Genomic DNA, 20,704 nt, shown 5'->3' with positions numbered 1-20,704 from the left:
AACTCAAGATGAAATTTTCCCAGTTCTTCATTTCGCGGCCGATTTTCGCAGCGGTGCTCTCGCTGCTGATCCTGATCGCCGGCGCCATCTCGCTGTTCCAGTTGCCGATCAGCGAATACCCGGAAGTCGTGCCGCCGACCGTAGTCGTACGCGCCAACTTCCCGGGTGCCAACCCCAAGGTCATCGGCGAAACCGTGGCCGCGCCTCTTGAGCAAGCCATCACGGGCGTTGAGAACATGCTGTACATGTCTTCGCAGTCCACCGCCGACGGCAAGATCACCCTGACCATCACCTTCGCCCTGGGCACCGACCTGGACAACGCCCAGGTGCAGGTGCAGAACCGCGTCACCCGGACCGAGCCCAAGCTGCCGGAAGAAGTGACCCGCATTGGCATCACGGTGGACAAGGCTTCGCCCGACCTGACCATGGTCGTGCACTTGACCTCGCCGGACAAACGCTACGACATGCTTTACCTGTCCAACTATGCCCTGCTCAACATCAAGGATGAGTTGGCGCGCCTGGGTGGTGTGGGTGATGTGCAGCTGTTCGGCATGGGCGACTATTCCCTGCGGGTTTGGCTGGATCCGAACAAGACCGCTTCGCGCAACCTGACCGCCACTGACGTGGTCACCGCCATCCGCGAACAGAACCGTCAGGTCGCCGCTGGTGCCCTGGGCGCGCCGCCAGCACCCAATGCCACGGCGTTCCAGTTATCGGTTAACGCCCAAGGCCGCCTGGTAAGCGAGGAAGAGTTCGAGAACATCATCATTCGTTCCGGCGCCGACGGTGAGATCACTCGCCTGAAAGACATCGCCCGGGTCGAGCTGGGTTCCAGCCAGTACGCCTTGCGCTCGTTGCTCGACAACCAGCCGGCGGTGGCGATCCCGATCTTCCAGCGGCCGGGCTCCAATGCCATCCAGATCTCCAACGACGTTCGCGCCAAGATGGAGGAGTTGAAGAAAGGCTTCCCAGCGGGAATGGATTACAGCATCGTCTATGACCCGACGATCTTCGTGCGCGGTTCCATCGAGGCGGTGGTCCACACCCTGTTCGAAGCGCTGATCCTCGTGGTGCTGGTGGTGATCCTGTTCCTGCAAACCTGGCGTGCCTCGATCATTCCGCTGGTGGCTGTACCGGTGTCACTGATCGGTACGTTCGCCGTGATGCACCTGTTTGGCTTCTCTCTCAACGCTCTATCGCTATTCGGCCTGGTACTGGCCATCGGTATCGTGGTGGACGACGCCATCGTGGTGGTGGAGAACGTCGAACGAAACATCGGCCTGGGACTCACGCCGGTGGAAGCCACCAAGCGCGCCATGGGTGAAGTGACCGGTCCGATCATCGCCACGGCATTGGTGTTGTGCGCGGTGTTCATTCCAGCGGCATTCATCAGCGGCTTGACCGGGCAGTTCTATAAGCAGTTCGCCCTGACCATTGCCATTTCCACGGTGATCTCGGCGTTCAACTCCCTGACGTTGTCGCCGGCCCTGGCCGCGGTACTGCTCAAGAGCCATGACGCGCCCAAGGACCGTTTCTCCAAGTTCCTCGACAAGATTTTCGGTGGCTGGCTGTTCCGTCCGTTCAACCGTTTCTTCGACCGCGCCAGCCACGGTTATGTGGGAACAGTGGGCCGTGTGATCCGTAGCAGTGGCATCGCCTTGCTGCTCTATGCGGGCCTGATGGTGTTGACCTTCTTCGGGTTCTCCAACACCCCGACCGGTTTTGTACCCGGGCAAGACAAGCAATACCTGGTGGCCTTCGCACAACTGCCAGATGCCGCCAGCCTGGACCGCACCGAAGACGTGATCAAACGCATGTCCGACATGGCGCTCAAGCAACCGGGCGTCGAAAGCGCGGTAGCCTTCCCTGGCCTGTCGATCAACGGTTTCACCAACAGCCCGAACGCTGGCATCGTGTTCGTGACCCTCAAGCCCTTCGATGAGCGCAAAGACCCGAGCCAGTCGGCGGGCGCCATCGCCGGTGCCTTGAACGGTCAGTACTCGGAAATCCAGGAAGCCTACATGGCGATCTTCCCGCCGCCGCCGGTACAAGGGTTGGGCACGATCGGTGGTTTCCGCCTGCAAATCGAAGACCGGGGCAACCTGGGCTACGACGAGCTGTACAAAGAAACCATGAACATCATCACCAAGAGTCACAACGTGCCGGAACTGGCCGGGTTGTTCACCAGTTACACCGTGAACGTGCCCCAGGTCGATGCCGCCATCGACCGTGAAAAAGCCAAGACCCACGGCGTGGCCGTCAGCGACATCTTCGACACCCTGCAGATCTACCTGGGCTCGCTGTATGCCAACGACTTCAACCGCTTCGGCCGCACCTATCAGGTCAACGTCCAGGCCGAGCAGCAGTTCCGCCTCGAGTCTGACCAGATCGGCCAGCTCAAGGTGCGCAACAACCGTGGCGAGATGATCCCGTTGGCGACCTTCATCAAGGTCAGCGACACCTCGGGGCCGGACCGCGTGATGCACTACAACGGCTTCATCACCGCTGAAATCAACGGTGCCGCCGCGCCGGGCTACAGCTCCGGCCAGGCTCAAAAAGCCATCGAGAAACTGCTCCGGGAGGAATTGCCCAACGGCATGACCTACGAGTGGACCGACCTGACGTACCAGCAGATCCTTTCGGGCAACACCGCACTGTTCGTGTTCCCGCTCTGCGTACTGCTGGCGTTCCTGGTGCTTGCGGCGCAATACGAGAGCTGGAGCCTGCCACTGGCGGTGATCCTGATCGTACCGATGACCCTGCTGTCGGCCATTACCGGGGTGATTCTCTCCGGCGGCGACAACAACATCTTTACCCAGATCGGACTGATCGTACTGGTAGGGCTTGCCTGCAAGAACGCGATTCTGATCGTCGAGTTCGCCAAGGATAAACAGCTCGAAGGCATGAACCCGCTGGCTGCGGTATTGGAAGCCTGCCGTCTGCGTCTACGGCCAATCCTGATGACCTCCTTCGCCTTCATCATGGGCGTGGTGCCCCTGGTGCTCTCCAGCGGTGCCGGTGCGGAAATGCGCCATGCCATGGGTGTCGCGGTGTTCTCGGGGATGCTGGGCGTGACATTCTTCGGCCTGCTGCTCACTCCGGTGTTCTATGTACTGATCCGCAACTTCGTCGAACGCAGCGAGGCCCGCAAGGCGGCCCGGGCTTTGAAACTGGAGGCGCAACAATGAGTTTGAAAGCGTTCGTGCCAAGCTTGCTGGTGCTGGCCCTGACCTTGAATCTGAGTGCCTGCGCCGTAGGCCCGGACTACAAGACACCGCAAACGGAGGCGGCCAACATCACCACCGCCACCGATGGCGCCGAGGGCCAGAAAAACTTCGACCGGGCCCGCTTTGAAGGCATCTGGTGGCAGCAGTTCGAAGACCCGACCCTCAACACGTTGGTGACCCGCTCACTGGAAGGCAACCGCGAGTTACGCGTGGCCTTCGCCCGTTTGCGGGCGTCCCGGGCCATTCGCGACGACGCCAGCAATGACGCCATGCCGACCATCACCAGCCGCGCCAGCAGCAGTGTGGGCAAAGGACAGATTCCGGGGCAGACCACCGACCGGGTCAACAGCGAGCGTTACGACCTGGGCCTGGACATGGCCTGGGAGCTGGACCTGTTTGGGCGCATCCAGCGCAACCTGGAAGCCAGCGACGCCGATCAGCAGGCGGCCGAAGCCGATCTCTATCAGTTGCAGGTGACGATGATCGCCGAGCTGGTGGACGCCTACGGTCAACTGCGCGGCGCCCAACTGCGGGAAAAGATCGCCCTGGAGAACCTTGAGAATCAACAGGAGTCGCGCAAAATCACCGAAAGCCTGCGCGACGCCGGTGTCGGCGATCAGCTCGACGTGGTTCGCGCCGATGCGCGCCTGGCCTCGGTGGACGCCAGCTTGCCGCAACTGCAGGCCGAACAGGTACGCCAACGCAACCGCATCGCCACGTTGCTGGGCGAGCGCCCGGACAAACTGAGCGTTGACCTGAGCCCCAAACGACTGCCAGCCATCGACAAGTCCCTGCCGGTCGGAGACCTGGGCGAACTGCTGCAACGTCGTCCGGACATTCTCAAGGCCGAGCGTCAACTGGCCGCCGCCACGGCGCGTATCGGCGTGGCCAAGGCCGACCTGTTCCCGCGGGTCAGCCTCAGCGGTTTTCTTGGCTTTACCGCCGAGCGCGGTTCGCAGATCGGCTCCTCGGCAGCCAAAGCCTGGTCATTGGGCCCGAGCATCACCTGGGCCGCCTTCGACCTGGGCAGTGTCCGGGCTCGTTTGCGCGGCGCCAACGCAGAGGCTGACGGTGCCCTGGCGACCTACGAACAGCAAGTGTTGCTGGCCTTGGAAGAATCGGAAAACGCCTTCAGCGATTACGGCAAGCGCCAACAGCGCCTGATTTCGCTGATCCGTCAGAGCGAATCGAGCCGCGCCGCCGCTGACCTGGCCCAGATTCGCTACCGCGAAGGCACCGTGGATTTCCTCGTGTTGCTCGACGCCCAGCGTGAACGCCTGGCCGCCGAAGACACCCAGGCCCAGGCCGAAGTAGACCTGTATCGCGGCATCGTCGCGATCTACAAAGCCCTGGGCGGCGGTTGGAACCCGCAGACCGTCGCCAGCAACTGACCCCCTTCTCAACCGAGCTCCTTTGGTTGGCCGCAACCAACCAAATTTTTGCCCCGCCTCCCATTCGGATGCGGGGCTTTTTTTGGTCTATCGGGCCCGGCTACTTTTTAGGAAGGGTTGCTAGAGAAGTTCACCGCGGCTCCCACAGGTCTTGGCAGATATCTCACAAGGTTTGACTCAAGCTCCTGCCTGGCCGAAGCTTGCGACATTTCACGCTCCTGGTTATGGATTTCCTGCATGCCTTCGCCTCGCCGCTATCTGCTTCTCAGCCTGTCCGTCCTGTTGGTGATCGGTCTTGTCGCGGTGTGGCTACGCAGCACTACCCCGCAGATCCCCGAGGCCATCAAGCGTGGTTATAGCGAAGCCCTGGGACAAGCCCGTAACGGGCTACCGGGGGCGGCACGAGTGCTTTACCAACAACTGGGACGCCCGGATCTCTCGCCTAAGCGCCGCGTGTGGCTGCACGCCGAACTGCCCAACTACCCGAGCCCCCAAGCCTTGAAGCTGGCGGATGCGGACCTGCACAGCGAATCAGCGGACGTACGTCGAGCCGCCATCGGCAGCATTGTCGGGCTGGTGCCGACGGGCCAGCGCAGCCTGCTGCTGGGGCCGCTGCTTGATGATGACGACCAGAACGTCCGGTTCGCCGCCGTCAACGCACTGCTGGGCTTGTCGCCGGATGACCTTGGCTTGTATTTCGGGGCGATGCAGCTTGCCATCGACACCTGGGAACAGGTGCTTGAGGACGCTCCGCCAACCGCCGAGTCCTACTATCAGCTTGCCCGCCTGCACCTGCACAACGCCGAATTGAAAGACGCGCAACAGGCGTTGGAGCGGGCACTGCAGCTGAAACCGAACGACCTGCCGGCGCTGGTCATGCAGATCGAAGTGCTGGACAAACAGGGCCAGAGCGAAGCCGCACGACACTTACTCGCCCGGCAGTTGCAAACCCAGCCGGAGTCGGCTTACCTGCAACATGCGCTCGGCATGTGGCTACTGCAACATGGCCAGAGTGAGTACGCCGTACTTGGCCTGGCAAAAGCCGTGGAGCTTGAGCCCGATAACAGACATTACCGTTATGACCTGGCAACGACCCTGCACGCCGAGCAGGAAGTAGAAGCGGCGCAGAAACAGTTGCAGGAAATCGTCCAGCGCTACCCGGCCGACCGCAAGGCGCGGGTGCTTTTGATCAACTACTGGAAGGAAACCGGGCAGTTGCAGAATGTGCAGATCCTGCTGGCGCAACTTGAACAGCTGAACCCTGACGACCCAGCGTTACAACAAGGTCTGTAGGTGCTGCCGAAGGCTGCGATCTTTTGATCTTGATTTGTTGGCGTTCGCTTGTGGCTCAATTGTCGGGGGAAAGATCACAGCCTCGCTTCGCTCGGCAACGCCTACAGCCAGCGCCTAAAAAGTTGTGCAGCACTGCTCGTTTTGTCAAAGAAAGCGGAACCGCCATCACCGCCGAAGGTCAAGTGTTCAGGCAGTTCATTTTCAGGCGTACTTCAGCCTGCTGCCCACTTCCCTAGTCATGAGAGGGCTATTTTTGTCTACATCTAACGAGTTGATCAGCGCAAAAGCCGCCACCGGAATTGAAGGGCTGGACGATATCCTTTCCGGTGGCCTGTCCCGCGGCCATGTGTTCCTGCTGGAAGGGGAACCCGGGACTGGCAAGACCACGGTCGCGTTGCAATTCCTGCAAGCTGGTGCCCAGGCCGGCGAGCGCTCGTTGTACATCACGCTGTCGGAAACCGAACGTGAACTGCGCCAGGGCGCGGCGTCCCATGGCTGGACGATTGACGACAGTATTCATATCTTCGAGCTGACCCCGCCTGAAAGCCTGCTCGATATCGAACATCAGCAAAGCCTGTTGTATTCCTCGGACCTGGAACTGGGGGAAGCGACCCGGCAGATTTTCGAGGTGGTCGAACGAGTCAAACCGACCCGGGTGGTGCTCGACAGCCTGTCGGAGATTCGCCTGCTGGCGCAAAGCTCCCTGCGCTATCGTCGCCAGATCCTGGCAATCAAGCATTACTTCGTGCGCTATGACGCCACCGTACTGCTGCTGGACGACCTGACCGCCGAGGCCATGGACAAAACCGTGCACAGCGTTGCCCACGGGGTGATACGCCTGGAAGAACTGACCCCCAACTACGGCGCCGAGCGGCGGCGCATGCGGGTGCTCAAATATCGCGGCCAGAAATACCGCGGTGGTTTCCATGACTTCACCATCATGGGCGACGGCGTGCACGTCTTTCCGCGCCTGGTGGCAGCCGAACACCGCAGCGGTTACCTGCGCCGACAGCTGTCCAGCTGCCTTGAGGGCCTGGACGCCCTGCTCGGTGGCGGTATCGAGACCGGTTCCAGTACTCTGATCCTGGGGCCGGCCGGCACCGGCAAATCGCTGATTTCGATGATTTTCGCCGCAGCCGCCGTAGCCCGTGGCGAGAAAGCCGCGCTGTTTATCTTCGATGAAGAACTGGGCCTACTGTTCGAGCGCATGAAGAACATGGGCATTGATCTGGAGGCGCTGAAAAAAACCGGCAATCTGTTGATCGAACAGGTGGACGCTGCCGAGCTGTCCCCCGGCGAGTTCTCACACCGGGTGCGCCGTTGCGTCGATGAAGGCAACATCAAGACCGTCATCATCGACAGCATCAATGGCTACCAGGCCGCCATGCCGGAAGAAAACGCGCTGGTGTTGCACGTGCATGAGCTGCTGCTCTACCTCAACCGCCGGGGTGCGGCGACCTTCATGACCGTGGCACAGCATGGCCTGGTGGGCGACATGGAGGCGCCGGTGGACATCACCTACCTGGCCGACACGGTCATTCTGTTGCGTTATTTCGAAGCGCTGGGCAAGGTCCGCCGGGCGATTTCGATTATCAAGAAACGTACCGGCGCCCATGAGTCCACCATCCGCGAATATCGCATCAGCGGCCAAGGCATGACCATCGGCGAGCCTCTGGAAGCCTTCCAGGGTGTGTTGCGTGGGGTGCCCACTTATCTGGGCGAGAATAAACCGTTGCTCAAGGATGATTCCCAGTGACGTTGGCGAAGCCGCTGTCCGAGCGCGCGTTGATCCTTACGCCGCTTGGACGGGACAGCCAGATCGCCCTGATGATCCTCAACGAAGCCGGCTTCCCTGGGCTCATCTGTCGCCATCTGGCGCACTTATGCGAAGAGCTTGAGCACGGCGCCGGTCTGCTGGTGATTTCCTCCGAAGCCTTGATGGGGCCGGACCTGGGAACCCTGTTCCGTCAGATCGAACAGCAGCCGACCTGGTCTGACCTGCCCATCGTATTACTGACTCACCACGGCGGCCCGGAACAAAATCCGGTGGCACGCATTGGCGCGCAACTGGGCAACGTGACGTTCCTGGAGCGCCCTTTTCACCCGGTGACGCTGGTCAGCCTGGTGACCACCGCCTTGCGTGGTCGCCGAAGGCAATACGAAGCCCGGGACCGTCTGATCGACCTCAGCAACAGTGAACTGCGCCTGCAAACCACCCTCGAAACCCTCGAACAGCAGGTGGAAGAACGTACCGCTCAATTGCGCCACAACGAAGAAGCCTTGCGCCAGTCACAGAAAATGGAAGCGGTCGGCCAGCTCACCGGTGGCATCGCCCATGACTTCAACAACATGCTCACCGGGATCATCGGCAGCCTCGAATTGCTGCGCCGGCGCCTGGCCCGAGGCCGCACCGAGGATTTGGACAGCCTGATCGATCTGGGTGTGACCTCGGCCAACCGTGCAGCCGGCCTGACCCATCGCTTGCTCGCCTTCTCCCGGCGCCAATCACTGGACTCCAAAGCCGTGCAGATGAACACCCTGGTGCTGTCCATGGGCGAGCTGTTGCAACGCAGCCTCAACGAAAGCATCCGACTGGACATGCAACTGGACGATCAGCTCTGGATCGCCGAAGCCGACCCCAACCAACTGGAAAGCGCCCTGCTCAACCTGGTGCTCAACGCCCGGGATGCAATGCCGGACGGCGGAAAGCTGTTGATACAGACGTTTAACCGACACTTGGATGCCGAGTTCACCGACGCCTACACCAACCTGGCGCCCGGCGACTATGTCGTGCTGAGCGTTCAGGACACCGGTTGCGGCATGCCCGAAGCGGTGATCAATCGCGCATTCGATCCGTTTTTCACCACCAAGCCAATCGGCCAGGGCACCGGGCTGGGCCTGTCGATGATCTATGGGTTCAGTAAGCAATCACGCGGCCACGTGACCATCGACAGCGAGGTCGACAAAGGCACGACTGTGAATCTTTACCTGCCGCGCTTCATCGGTGAAGAAATAGACGAGCCTCTGGTCCATACCCAGCACGCGCCTTACGCGCAGGATGGCGAAACCGTGCTGATCGTCGAAGACGACCCGGCGGTACGGGTGCTGGTCAGTGCGGTGCTGAGCGAGCTGGGCTATGCCTTCGTCGAAGCAGCCAATGCCGACAGCGCGCTGCCGATCCTGCAGTCAGGCCAACGGGTTGATCTATTGATCAGTGACGTGGGCCTGCCAGGCATGAATGGCCGGCAACTGGCGGAAATCGGCCGACAGATCCGCCCTGACCTGCGGGTGCTGTTCATCACCGGCTACGCTGAGCATGCGGCGGTACGCGGCGGTTTTCTTGACCCGGGCATGCAGATGATCACCAAGCCATTCACCTTTGATTTGTTGACGGCCAAGGTGCGGGAGATGATTCAGGGCCCTTGACTCTGTGGGAGCAAAGCTTGCTCCCACAAAAGCATCGCTCTCCTCACACAAGTCTTGCCCAATCCAAACAATCCTCTACAACCCTACGACAGCATCGACCGCATGAGCGCCTGCAACACATCCAGGTCAAACGGCTTTGCCAGGATCGGGGCTTTGCGAATGATGGGGCTGTCGGTCTCGTGCACTTCCTGCGCGTAACCGCTGATAAAGATGACTTTCAGGTCGGGGCGCAGCCTGACCGCGGGTTCCGCGATCTGCACGCCGGTGATACCGCCCGGCAGGCGGAAGTCGGTGATCATCATGTCCAGATGAGGCTTACTTGCCAGGATCTCGAACGCCTGCTCACCGTTTTCGGCCTGCAACACCCGATACCCTTCGCCCGACAGATAAGCAGACAGCACCATCAGGATCGACTCGTCATCCTCGACGATCAATACAACGTCTTGCGCATCTTCACTCATGAGAAGCCTTTGTTCGATCAATAGCTGCTGATACGACCGTAGGGTCACCTAGAGGTTGCGTCCGTGTGACGGTTTTCAGCAACGGCAGGCAAACGCGAAACAACGCCCCTTCGTTGATCCGACTATTGACCGTAATGGTACCCCCATGGGCGGTAACAATCTGTTCGGAAATAAACAGGCCCAGCCCCAAGCCCGAAGCTGCCGCCTTGGAGGACACTCGCTCGAATTGCTGGAAGATACGCGCCTGGTTTTCTTCGCTGATGCCGATACCGTGGTCCCGGACCTCGACGCAGGCATGGTCAGGCGTTTTGTAGACACGCACCTCGATCGGGCTTTTACCGCCATAACGCAAGGCGTTGGTCAGCAGGTTCGAGACCACCTGCTCGATACGGAACTCATCCCACAGCCCCTCCACCGAAGGCTCCGCGGTACAGACCAATGAGCATTCGGCGACCGCGATCTGCGGCTGGAAATTGCGCAGCAGGTTTTCCACCAGCGCCGTCAGGTTGAAGCGGGTCGGACGGATGGACAACTTGCCTGTGCGGATTCGCGACACGTCCAGCATGTCTTCGATCAGCCGGATCAGGCTCTTGATCTGACGCTCGTCACGTCCGACCATCGCTCGCACCTTGTCCAGGCTGAACGCCGCAGCGTTGTCCCGCGCCAGGTGCATCTTGCGCAGCTGAGTCTCGAGAATCAGGCCATTGAGGGGCGTACGGACCTCGTGGGCGACGATCGACATGAAGTCGTCACGCATGCGCACCGCCTGCTCCAGCTCACCGCGGGTGACCTGCAACTGCTGCAACAGCGCCTCCTGTTCCCGGCGACTCTGCTCCAGGGCAACCACCTGCTCCTTCATTGCCTTTCTCTGGCGATAGAGCTCGACGAATACGTTGACCTTGCTTTTGACTGCGTGGGTGTCCAACGGCTTGTGCAGGAAGTCCACCGCGCCGTTTTCATAACCGGTGAAGGCATAGTTTCGTTCACGGCCAGCGGCGCTGACAAAAATGATGGGAATGCTGCGGGTCTTCTCCGTGCCGCGCATCAGCTCGGCCAGTTCGAAACCGTCCATTCCCGGCATCTGCACATCAATGATGGCCAGGGCGAATTCATGTTGCAGCAGCAGAGACAGCGCTTCGTCAGCCGACAGGGCCTTGAAGACCTCGCGGTCGTCACGCCTGATCAACGCGTCCAGGGCCAACAGATTCTCCGGCAGATCATCGACGATCAGCAGTTTGGCTTGAATATCTCTTGGCATGTGGTTCATTCCAGCCCGGCCAGCAACTGGCCGATGTCTTGCAAAGTTAGGATATGGTCGGGTTCGTGCAAGGCCAACGCAGCTTCGGGCATGGTCGAGACCTGGGCTTCGTCGGGATCCTGGACCACCGTGGTTCCGCCCAGCTCCCTGACCCTGGCCAGCCCCCGGGCGCCGTCGTTGTTCGCACCGGTCAGCAGCACACCCAGCAGGTTCGGGCCATAGGCCTCGGCAGCCGATTCAAAAAGCACGTCAATGGACGGTCGCGAATTATGCACAGGGTCCTCCAGGCTCAACGACAAGCTGCGGTCCGCCTCGACCGACAGGTGATAACCGGGCGTGGCGACGTACAAGGTACCGGGCGCAATGTCCTGCTTGTCCTGGGCTTCCTCAACCGGTACCGCCAGACGGTAGCCAAACACCCGGGCCAGTTGGCTATCGCGCTCATCCGGCAAATGCAACACCACCAGGATGGGCACGCCGAAACCCTTGCGCAGTTGCCCAAACACCTTGAGCAGCGCTTCGACGCCGCCAGCGGAAGCGCCGACGACAATGGCCTCGATTGGCGGCCTGGGCCTGTCTGTCGTGTGTTTCATAACTTGCGATAGATCCGTTCCTGTTTGACCAATGGTTCGAATTGCCTGCCGTAAGCCGAAAAATCCACCGTCTCCTTGCTGCCCAATACCAGGAAACCGCGGTGACAGAGGGAATCATGAAACAGCCCGAACGCGCGATCCTGCAGATTTTTATTGAAATATATCAATACGTTACGACATGAAATTAATTGAGTTTCTGAAAATACACTGTCGGTCGCGAGGCTGTGATCGGCGAAGGTCACGTTCTCGCGCAGGGTCTTGTCGAACATCGCGTAATCGTAGGCGGCAGTGTAGTAATCGGCAAACGATTGCCGCCCTCCGGCGCGCTGGTAGTTTTGCGTGTAGGCCCGTACGTTTTCCAGGGAAAAAATGCCCTGCTTGGCTTTTTCCAGCGAGCGAGGATTGATGTCGGTGGCATAGATGAGCGTGCGCTCCAGCAAGCCTTCCTCGCGCAGTAGAATCGCCATGGAGTAGACCTCCTCCCCCGTGCTGCAACCGGCGATCCAGATCTTGATCGAAGGATACGTCTTGAGCAGCGGCACCACTTCCTCGCGGATCGCCAGGAAATGCGACGGGTCGCGAAACATCTCGCTGACCGGAATCGTCAGCAGTTGCAGCAACTGCATGAACGCGCCCGGGTCGTGCAATACGCGCTCCTGTAACGCCGAGATGGTCTTGCACTCAAACTGGGTCAGGGCATGATGGACCCGGCGCTTGATGGACGCGCCGGAGTAATCCCGAAAGTCGTAGCTGTACTTGAGGTAGATTGCTTCGATCAATAAACGAAGTTCAATGTCTTTGTCACGTTCCACTAAATTCTTTCCATATTCGGCAACCACACGCGAATCAGCGAAAACAGACGATCCAGGTCGATCGGTTTGGCCAGGTAATCGTTGGAGCCCGCCGCCAGGCAACGCTCCTGATCATCCTTCATGGCCTTGGCCGTCACGGCAATGATGGGCAACTTGCGCCAGCGAGGGTCCTTGCGGATCAGCGCGGTGGCTTCGAAACCGTCCATTTCCGGCATCATCACATCCATCAGCACCAGGTCGATGTCCTCGACTTCATTCAGGCGGTCGATCGCCTCAAAACCGTTACGGCCAATAATCACGACAGCGCCCTTTGCCTCCAGGGCGCTGGTGAGGGCGAAGATGTTGCGTACATCATCGTCCACCAGCAGCACTTTGCGGCCCTCGAACACTTTGTCGCGGCTGCGAGCGGTCTTGAGCATCCGCTGCCGTTCATGGGACAACCGCGACTCGACTTTGTGCAAAAAGAGTGTCACCTCGTCCAGCAGGCGCTCTGGCGAACGAGCGCCCTTGATGATGATCGAACGCGAATATTTGCGCAGCTCGGCCTCCTCATCGCGGGTCAGGTTGCGCCCCGTGTAGACAATCACAGGCGGGAATGAACAGATGTCTTCGGTGGACATGCGCTTGAGCAGGTCATTGCCCAGCATGTCCGGCAGTTTAAGGTCGATGATCATGCAGTCGTAGACATTGGTGCGCAGCAGATCCAGGGCTTGCTGGGCCAAACCAACGGCGGTGATCTCGATGTCATCGTCGCCGATCAGGCGGGTAATGCTGTCTCGCTGCAAGTCATCGTCTTCCACCAGCAGCACCCGCTTGACCTTTTGGGTCAGTTTGGCCTCCAGACGGGCGAACACGTCCTTGAGTTCTTCGCGGGTGGTCGGCTTGACCGCATAGCCGATGGCGCCCATGTGCATCGCGGCTTCGACGCGGTCTTCGACGGAAATCACGTGTACCGGGATATGCCGGGTTTCGGCCTGCTCCTTGAGCCGTTGCAGCACCGTCAGCCCGGAATGATCCGGCAGACGCATGTCCAGCAGGATCGCGTCGGGGCTCAGATGCAAGGCCAGGTCGAAGCCTTCATCGGCGCCATGGGCCACCAGGCACTGGTAACCGAGTTCGTGGGCCAGGTCGAAAAGGATCTGGGCAAACTTGGGTTCGTCTTCGATCACCAGGATGCAACGCGTGTCGAATGGGGCCTTGTCCCGGTCATCGGCAAATCGGGCGATGGGGGTTTGCACCTGGGCAACCAGTGGCGCGGGCGCAGGTTTATGAGGCACAGGGGCAGGCGCAATGGCCGGTGGGGTGAACGCTCTCGGCTCTCGCGGGGTTTCCCCTGGCTCGACGTAGCGTTCAGGCAATACCAGTGTAAACACACTGCCCCGCCCCGGCTCGCTGGAAACGGAGATCGAGCCACCCAGCAAGGTGGCCAGGTCGCGGGAAATCGACAGGCCCAAACCGGTGCCGCCGTAACGGCGGTTGGTGGTGCCATCGGCCTGGCGGAAGGCTTCGAAGATGCTTTGCTGCTGATCGACGGCGATGCCTATCCCTGAATCACGCACCATGAACGCAATGCCCGAACCCGGCTGGCCGGCCACAGACAGGCAGACGGTGCCTTGCTCGGTGAACTTCACGGCGTTGGACAGCAGGTTCTTGATCACCTGTTCCAGGCGTTGGCGGTCGGTGTACAGCATGGGCGGAGTGTCGGGCGACAACTGCACTTCGAAGCTCAGGCCCTTGTCGGCCGCCAGAGGCTTGAACATATCGCGCAACCCTTCCACCAGGCGCGGCACGCTGGTGTTCTCCGGGCGCACTTCCAGCTTGCCGGCCTCGACCTTGGAAATGTCGAGAATGTCATTGATCAGATTCAGCAGGTCATTACCGGCGGAGTAGATCGACTCGGCAAACTTGACCTGCTCTTCGCTGAGGTTCTGCTGCGGGTTCTCGGCCAGCAACTTGGACAGAATCAGCGAACTGTTGAGCGGTGTACGCAGCTCATGGGACATATTCGCCAGGAACTCGGACTTGTACTTGCTCGAACGTTGCAGTTCTTCAGCGCGTTCCTGCAACTGGATCTGGGCCAGGTTCAGTTCGCTGTTCTTCTGGTCCATGGCGTCGCGCTGTTCGGCCAGTTGTTCGTTGGTCTGCTCCAGTTTCTGTTGCTGGGTCTCCAGGTGAACCTGGGACTCCTTGAGGATGCGCGACTGTTCTTCCAACTCTTCGTTGGCCGTCTTGAGCTCTTCCTGCTGGACTTGCAGCTCTTCGTTCAACTGCTGGGTTTCGGCCAGCACTTCCTGCAAGCGCTGGCGATAACGGGCGGCTTCGATAGAGGTACCGACGTTGCCGGCCACCAGTTCCATCAGCTCGATGTCGCGGTCGGTCAATGGCCGCAGGAAACCCAGCTCAATGACACCGTTGATCCGTTTGTCATCACTGGTCGGTATCACCAGCACGCTGTTGGGCAAACCCTGGCCCAGTCCGGAACTGACTTTCAGGTAATCGTCGGGCACATCATCCAGACGGATGAGACGGCCTTGTTGCACCGCCTGACCAGCGATACCTTCACCCGCAACGATGACCTGATGCTGTTCGTCATCCTCCCGGGACAGCCCATAGGTGGCGACGCGCTTGAGGACGCCATTTTCTTCGCGTGCATAAAGCGCGGCAACCGCGATGCCCATGTACTGGGCGCAGAACTGCAGGATGTTGCGCCCCAGCAGGTTCAAGCTCAGTTGCCCCAGGACCTGCTCGGCCAACTGGGTCTGGCCATTGCGCAGCCAAGCCTGTTTTTCCAGGTGCAAGGCGCTCTGCTGCTGGACTTTGAGGCTGGCGCTGTAGTTGCTGGAGAGGGTCAGCAGGTCCCGACGACCGACGTAGGCCAGCAATCCGCTGACGGCGGCCACGAACAGCAGGTACAGGGCGATGCTCCAGACGGTGGTGGCGCGCACCTCCTCGTTGCGCTCCGCGCGCAGGTGCTGCTCGGTCTCGACGATGTCTTCGAAGGTCTTGCGAATTTCGTCCGTCAGGCGTTTGCCGCGCCCAGCCTTCACCGCTCCCTTGTAATCGCCGCTGCTGCGTTGCAGGTCGATCATGCCCTGGGCGTAATTGGCCCATTCCGTCTGAAGTGCTTGCACCTTGTGCAGGCGGTCGGTCTGGACGGGGTTGTCGGCTGTCAGTTCCAGCAATGTGTCCAGCGCAACGGCAATGCGTGGCTTGGCGACTGCATAAGGGTCGAGGAAATGCTCGTCGCCGCTCAGGAGGTAACCGCGCATGCCGGTCTCCAGGTCCACACTCAGTTTGAGCGCTTCGTTGGCATTATTGATCACCCGGTCGGTATGTCCGACCAACTGGATCACCGACAGCAGGTAGGTGATCAACACAATGAAAAACACCGCACTGAGGGCGCCCATGCCCAAAGGCAGGCTGATATTGCGGCTCAGGAGCTTGCGAAAACTTTGCTCGTCAACCGAAGACGAAGGGGTCATGGAAAAGGCCTTGGTGGACAGTTGAAAACCGTGGAGTTTGCCCGAAAAATACCGGTTGGATCCACATTTCTGACGAATCAAAGGCACAAACCCTAGGTCGACCTGCCTTGTCGCAAGGAAGCGACTATCCTTGTCAGCTCTTGTACTATAGATCCTTTCTTGTACAACCCCGGGAACTTGTGCCACCTCGCCACTTACTCATACATGAGGCCTTTTTTTTTGTGCCGTTCCCGTTCCCCATTTTCCGAGATTGCCTACTATGTCCACCCCCGCTTCCGCCACTCAACCCACCATTCTGGTAGTCGAAGACGACAGCATTGTGCGTATGTTGATTGTCGACGTGCTGGAAGAGCTGAAATACCGGGTGCTGGAAGCGGACGGGTCTGAGCAGGCGCTGGCGCATCTGAATAACAAAGAGCAACCCATTGCCCTGATGATGACGGACGTTGGCCTGCCGGTCATGGACGGTCGTGAGCTGGCGACGCAGGCTCGATTGGTGCGGCCGGGGCTGGCTATTCTGTTTGCCAGTGGGTATGCCGAAAGCATTGATGTGCCTAAAGGCATGTCAATGATTGGCAAACCCTTCTCCATCGATCAGTTGCGCGACAAGGTCAAAAAAATTCTTTCTTGAGCCGGACCGCACTCTTGTTCACTATCGGCGCCCCGTGCGCCGACTGCGCCTGATTCGTTCCAAGGAAGCACCCGCTCATGCGTCATCCCTCCGCCACCAAGGTCCTGGTTATCGGCTATGTCTGGCCCGAGCCGCGTTCATCGGCAGCCAGCGGGCATGTCATGCAGATCCTGGAAACCTTCCTCGGGCAAGGTTGGGACATCACCTTCAGTAGCCCAGCGGGGCCCGGCGAGAACCGCGCCGACCTGATCGCGCTGGGCATCCGCGAAGTGCCAATCGAACTCAATAGCAGCAGTTTCGATGCATTCATCTGCGAACTGGCGCCGGATATCGTTTTATTCGACCAGTTCATGATGGAAGAACAATTCGGCTGGCGCGTCGAGAAGCACTGCCCTGGTGCCCTGCGGATACTGGAAACCTCAGATCTGCAAAGCCTGCGCCACGCCCGGCATCAGCGCCTGAAGGATCGCTTGAAGGTCGATGATACTTCTCAGGATTTCAGCGACCTCTTCGCCCCCGCCCTGCGTGAAGAGTTCGAGCTGATGGCCAGCACCGACCTGGCCCAGCGGGAAATCGCCGCCCTGTACCGCTGCGACCTCAACTTGATGGTGTCCGAGGTTGAAATCGACCTGCTGGTGGAACACTTCAGACTGCCCCGCAGCCTGTTGCACTGGTGCCCGTTGATGTTGGACCTGCCGAGCGAACCGCTCGTACCGTTCGAAGACCGCGCGCACTTCTTGAGCATCGGCAACTTTCGCCATGCGCCGAACTGGGACGCGGTGCTCTGGATGAAAAATGCCATCTGGCCGCTGATTCGGCAGCAACTGCCCGGTGCACAACTGCACCTGTACGGCGCCTACACCCCGCCCAAGGCTGCTGCGCTGCACAATCCGGCCCAGGGGTTTCATATCATGAACTGGGCCGAAGACGCCTTGCAGGTCATGTCAGCGGCACGCATCTGCCTGGCGCCGCTGCGTTTCGGCGCCGGCATCAAGGGCAAACTGATCGACGCCATGCTGTGCGGCACGCCGAACGTCACCACTCCCATCGGCGCCGAAGCCATGCACGGTGACATGCCCTGGCCCGGGTCGATTGCCCAAAACGCCGAAGGCATCGCCCGCGCCGCAGTGCAGTTGTACAGCGACCAGGCGCGCTGGACCCAGGCCCGGGATGCCGGCCTGGCCTTGCTGGCGAACCGTTACCGGCAACAGGTGCATGGCCCGGCACTGATTGAAAGCATCGACGCCTGCCGTGCCGACCTTGCACAACGTCGCCGGGACAACTTCACCGGCAGCATGCTGCGTCACCACCAGCACAAAAGCACCCAATACATGTCCCAGTGGATCGAAGAAAAAAACCGCAACAACTGAAGCTGAAGGTGGATTTCTTCGACAAGCCTTCGATCGCGTACAACTGTGTAAGCACCCACATTGCCAAAGGCATGGCCAAGCGGCCGTCGGCAGGACATCCGGGGTAGCACCTGCCCGACGAAGGGGGCATTATCCAGCGGCGATAACAAAAAAAGCGCCAGGCACATGACCCGAACAGCAAGAGTCACCGACCCTTCCTACGAGTTGATGGACGACCATAACGGGCTGTCCATCATTTACCGTCAGCACGGCTTCCCTTGCCCGCTGGTGCGCTGGCATTTCCACAAGGAATACGAGCTGCACCTGATCGTCGCCAGTTCCGGCAAGGTGTTTATTGGCGATTACATCGGCAACTTCTATCCGCAGTCGCTGTTTCTCACCGGACCCAACCTGCCCCACAACTGGATCAGCCAGGTGGCCGAGAACGAAGTGGTGTCCAAGCGTGACATGCTGGTGAATTTCACCGACGAGTTGTTCGAAAGCGGCCATCAGGTGTTTGCCGAGCTCAAGACGCTCACTCCGCTGCTTGAGCGGGCCCAGTACGGCATCGAATTTCGCTGCAAGCGCACCATCCGTCAGGCCATGACCCTGATGCAGCGTATCGCCGACTCGCAGGGCATCAGCCGCCTGGGCCATTTTTTCATTCTGATGGAGCTGCTGGCCTCCACGGATGACTATCAACTGCTGTCCGGCGCCACGTCCTCGCAAGCGGCGGATGAGCACAGCATCGATCGCACCAACCGCGCGGTGGATTACATTTTTGCCCACTACGCCCGGGAATTGCCCCTGGAAGAAGTCGCCGAGCACTTGGGCATGAAACCCACCTACTTCAGCCGGGTGTTCAAACAGGCCACCGGCCGGTGTTTCATCGAATTCGTCAATCGCCTGCGCATCAGCAAATCCTGCGAGTTGCTGGCCGATGGCGACAAACCGGTAACGGATGTGTGCTTCGAATCGGGCTTTAACAACATTTCCAATTTCAATCGGCGATTCCAGCAGCTCAAGGGCATGACCCCGTCCCACTACCGGCGGCTGGCGGTGCAGCGGTTGACCGAGCAGAACCAGGGCTGAACAACAGAACCGACTGATTCACAACTCCTGTAGGAGCTGCCGAGTGCAACGAGGCTGCGATCTTTTACCAGACAATTGAGTCGTGAGCAGAAAGATCGCAGCCTTCGGCAGCTCCAACAGCTCTGTGAAATTTCTATCAAGTGCAAAATAGTATCAGCACCAGTGCGACGGATGATTTGTCACGCCGTCCATTGAGGGCTGTAATCAGCGCACATTCTTCCCTTCATCCGGAAGACACAAAAACAATAACTGTCCTTCTGCAGCCTACCGGGCGCGGAAAAGGAGTGCGCGATGAAACCTTCGGTAAAAGCTCTGCTTGTCTCCACTTGCATGACCCTCAGCAGCGTCAGTTTCGGCGCACAGACCCTCACCATTGCCACCGTCAACAACAGCGACATGATCCGCATGCAAAAGCTCTCGAAAACCTTCGAGGCCGAGCACCCGGATATCAAGCTGAACTGGGTGGTGCTCGAAGAAAACGTGCTGCGTCAACGCCTGACCACCGACATCGCCACCCAAGGCGGGCAGTTCGACGTGCTGACCATCGGCATGTACGAAGCCGCACTCTGGGGCGCCAAGGGTTGGCTGGAGCCGATGAAAGATCTGCCGGCCAGTTATGCCCTCGACGATATATTCCCATCGGTACGCGAAGGCCTGTCGGTCAAGGGCTCGCTCTACGCCCTGCCGTTCTACGCCGAAAGCTCGATGACCTATTACCGCACCGACCTGTTCAAGGACGCCGGGCTGACCATGCCGGAGCGCCCGACCTGGGAGCAGATCGGTGAGTTCGCCGCCAAACTCAGCAAACCCGACCAGGAGCAGTACGGTATCTGCCTGCGGGGCAAGGCCGGTTGGGGCGAAAACATGGCATTGATCACCACCCTGGCCAACGCCTATGGCGCGCGTTGGTTCGATGAACAATGGAAACCGGAGTTCAGCGGCCCCGAGTGGAAAAACGCCCTGAACTTCTACGTCAACACCATGAAGAAGTCTGGCCCGCCGGGGGCGTCGAGCAACGGCTTCAACGAAAACCTGGCCCTGTTCAACAGCGGCAAGTGCGCGATCTGGGTCGATGCCAGCGTCGCCGGCTCCTTCGTCACCGACAAGACCCAAAGCAAAGTCAGCGATCACGTCGGCTTCACCTACGCGCCTCATCAGGTCACCGACAAGGGCTCGGCATGGATGTATTCCTGGGCCCTGGCGATCCCCGCCAGCTCCAAGGCCAAGGACGCGGCGAAGACCTTCAGCACCTGGGCCACGTCCAAGGAATACGGCGCCCTGGTTGCCGAGAAGGATGGCATCGCCAACGTACCGCCGGGCACTCGCGCCTCCACCTACAGCGAGGCCTATATGAACGCTGCGCCGTTCGCCAAGGTGACGCTGGAGTCGCTCAAGGCCGCCGACCCGAGCAAGCCGACCCTCAAGCCAGTGCCGTATATCGGTATCCAGCTGGTGACCATTCCTGAGTTCCAGGCGGTAGGCACCCAGGTCGGCAAGCTGTTCTCCGCCGCCCTGATCGGCCAGACCACCGTCGACCAGGCCCTGGCCGCCGCCCAGCAGACCACCGAACGCGAGATGAAGCGCGCCGGGTATCCCAAGTAACCCGCGCCGCCGCTCTACCTTTTGTGGGAGCGAGCCTGCTCGCGATGAGGTCAACACATTCAATATGTGTGTTGCCTGACCGTCCGC

General features: G+C 59.9%; 14 protein-coding genes. 9 read left to right on the top strand and 5 right to left on the bottom strand.

The genetic code is table 11. The features are described 5' to 3' along the window. Positions 1-8: 8 nt before the first annotated feature. The 5 genes from ACA047_RS14265 to ACA047_RS14245 all read left to right on the top strand — a co-directional run bounded on the left by ACA047_RS14265 (position 9) and on the right by ACA047_RS14245 (position 9,337). Positions 9-3,188 (top strand): efflux RND transporter permease subunit, encoded by a 3,180-nt coding sequence (locus ACA047_RS14265; protein ID WP_497360003.1) that lies wholly within the window; start codon positions 9-11, stop codon positions 3,186-3,188. Beyond that, on the top strand, positions 3,185-4,618 hold the full coding sequence (locus ACA047_RS14260) for an efflux transporter outer membrane subunit (RefSeq protein WP_497360001.1): 1,434 nt from the start codon (positions 3,185-3,187) through the stop codon (positions 4,616-4,618). Before ACA047_RS14265 ends, ACA047_RS14260 begins: the two co-directional genes overlap by 4 nt. A 237-nt stretch (positions 4,619-4,855) precedes the next feature. After that, complete coding sequence (locus ACA047_RS14255) at positions 4,856-5,911, top strand: tetratricopeptide repeat protein (RefSeq protein WP_497359999.1); 1,056 nt, start codon at positions 4,856-4,858, stop codon at positions 5,909-5,911. A 253-nt stretch (positions 5,912-6,164) separates the two neighbouring features. Beyond that, positions 6,165-7,667 carry an ATPase domain-containing protein gene (locus tag ACA047_RS14250; protein WP_497359997.1) on the top strand — a complete coding sequence of 501 codons (1,503 nt, stop codon included), beginning with the start codon at positions 6,165-6,167 and terminating at the stop codon, positions 7,665-7,667. Beyond that, complete coding sequence (locus ACA047_RS14245) at positions 7,664-9,337, top strand: response regulator (protein ID WP_497359995.1); 1,674 nt, start codon at positions 7,664-7,666, stop codon at positions 9,335-9,337. The genes ACA047_RS14250 and ACA047_RS14245 overlap by 4 nt, the downstream gene beginning before the upstream one ends. A gap of 83 nt (positions 9,338-9,420) precedes the next feature. Here ACA047_RS14245 and ACA047_RS14240 read toward each other — a convergent pair whose 3' ends face one another. The 5 genes from ACA047_RS14240 to ACA047_RS14220 are packed head-to-tail and all read right to left on the bottom strand — an operon-like array spanning position 9,421 to position 15,943. Further along, on the bottom strand, positions 9,421-9,798 hold the full coding sequence (locus ACA047_RS14240; protein ID WP_497359993.1) for a response regulator: 378 nt from the start codon (positions 9,796-9,798) through the stop codon (positions 9,421-9,423). After that, on the bottom strand, positions 9,791-11,056 hold the full coding sequence (locus ACA047_RS14235; RefSeq protein ID WP_497359991.1) for a hybrid sensor histidine kinase/response regulator: 1,266 nt from the start codon (positions 11,054-11,056) through the stop codon (positions 9,791-9,793). Before ACA047_RS14235 ends, ACA047_RS14240 begins: the two co-directional genes overlap by 8 nt. 5 nt (positions 11,057-11,061) lie before the next feature. Further along, positions 11,062-11,649 carry a chemotaxis protein CheB gene (locus tag ACA047_RS14230; protein WP_497359989.1) on the bottom strand — a complete coding sequence of 196 codons (588 nt, stop codon included), beginning with the start codon at positions 11,647-11,649 and terminating at the stop codon, positions 11,062-11,064. Then, positions 11,646-12,461: a CheR family methyltransferase gene (locus tag ACA047_RS14225; RefSeq protein WP_497359987.1), complete on the bottom strand. Its 816-nt coding sequence runs from the start codon at positions 12,459-12,461 to the stop codon at positions 11,646-11,648. The genes ACA047_RS14230 and ACA047_RS14225 overlap by 4 nt, the downstream gene beginning before the upstream one ends. Beyond that, positions 12,461-15,943, bottom strand: a complete 3,483-nt coding sequence (locus tag ACA047_RS14220; protein ID WP_497359985.1) for a response regulator — start codon at positions 15,941-15,943, stop codon at positions 12,461-12,463. Before ACA047_RS14220 ends, ACA047_RS14225 begins: the two co-directional genes overlap by 1 nt. 259 nt (positions 15,944-16,202) lie before the next feature. Here ACA047_RS14220 and ACA047_RS14215 point away from each other — a divergent pair, with 259 nt between their 5' ends. The 4 genes from ACA047_RS14215 to ACA047_RS14200 all read left to right on the top strand — a co-directional run bounded on the left by ACA047_RS14215 (position 16,203) and on the right by ACA047_RS14200 (position 20,617). After that, positions 16,203-16,574 (top strand): response regulator, encoded by a 372-nt coding sequence (locus ACA047_RS14215; RefSeq protein ID WP_497359983.1) that lies wholly within the window; start codon positions 16,203-16,205, stop codon positions 16,572-16,574. A gap of 77 nt (positions 16,575-16,651) precedes the next feature. Continuing rightward, positions 16,652-17,944 (top strand): glycosyltransferase, encoded by a 1,293-nt coding sequence (locus tag ACA047_RS14210; RefSeq protein ID WP_497359981.1) that lies wholly within the window; start codon positions 16,652-16,654, stop codon positions 17,942-17,944. A gap of 165 nt (positions 17,945-18,109) precedes the next feature. Next, the gene (locus ACA047_RS14205) at positions 18,110-19,015 is read left to right on the top strand and encodes an AraC family transcriptional regulator (RefSeq protein ID WP_497359979.1); all 906 of its coding nucleotides are present in this window, start codon (positions 18,110-18,112) and stop codon (positions 19,013-19,015) included. Positions 19,016-19,306: 291 nt separating this feature from the next. Then, on the top strand, positions 19,307-20,617 hold the full coding sequence (locus ACA047_RS14200; protein ID WP_497359977.1) for an ABC transporter substrate-binding protein: 1,311 nt from the start codon (positions 19,307-19,309) through the stop codon (positions 20,615-20,617). Positions 20,618-20,704 lie beyond the last annotated feature (87 nt).

The organism is Pseudomonas sp. LBUM1664 (assembly GCF_059695895.1).
Note: the sequence above shows the minus strand (reverse complement) of the source record. Positions and strands in the feature narration are given on the sequence as shown.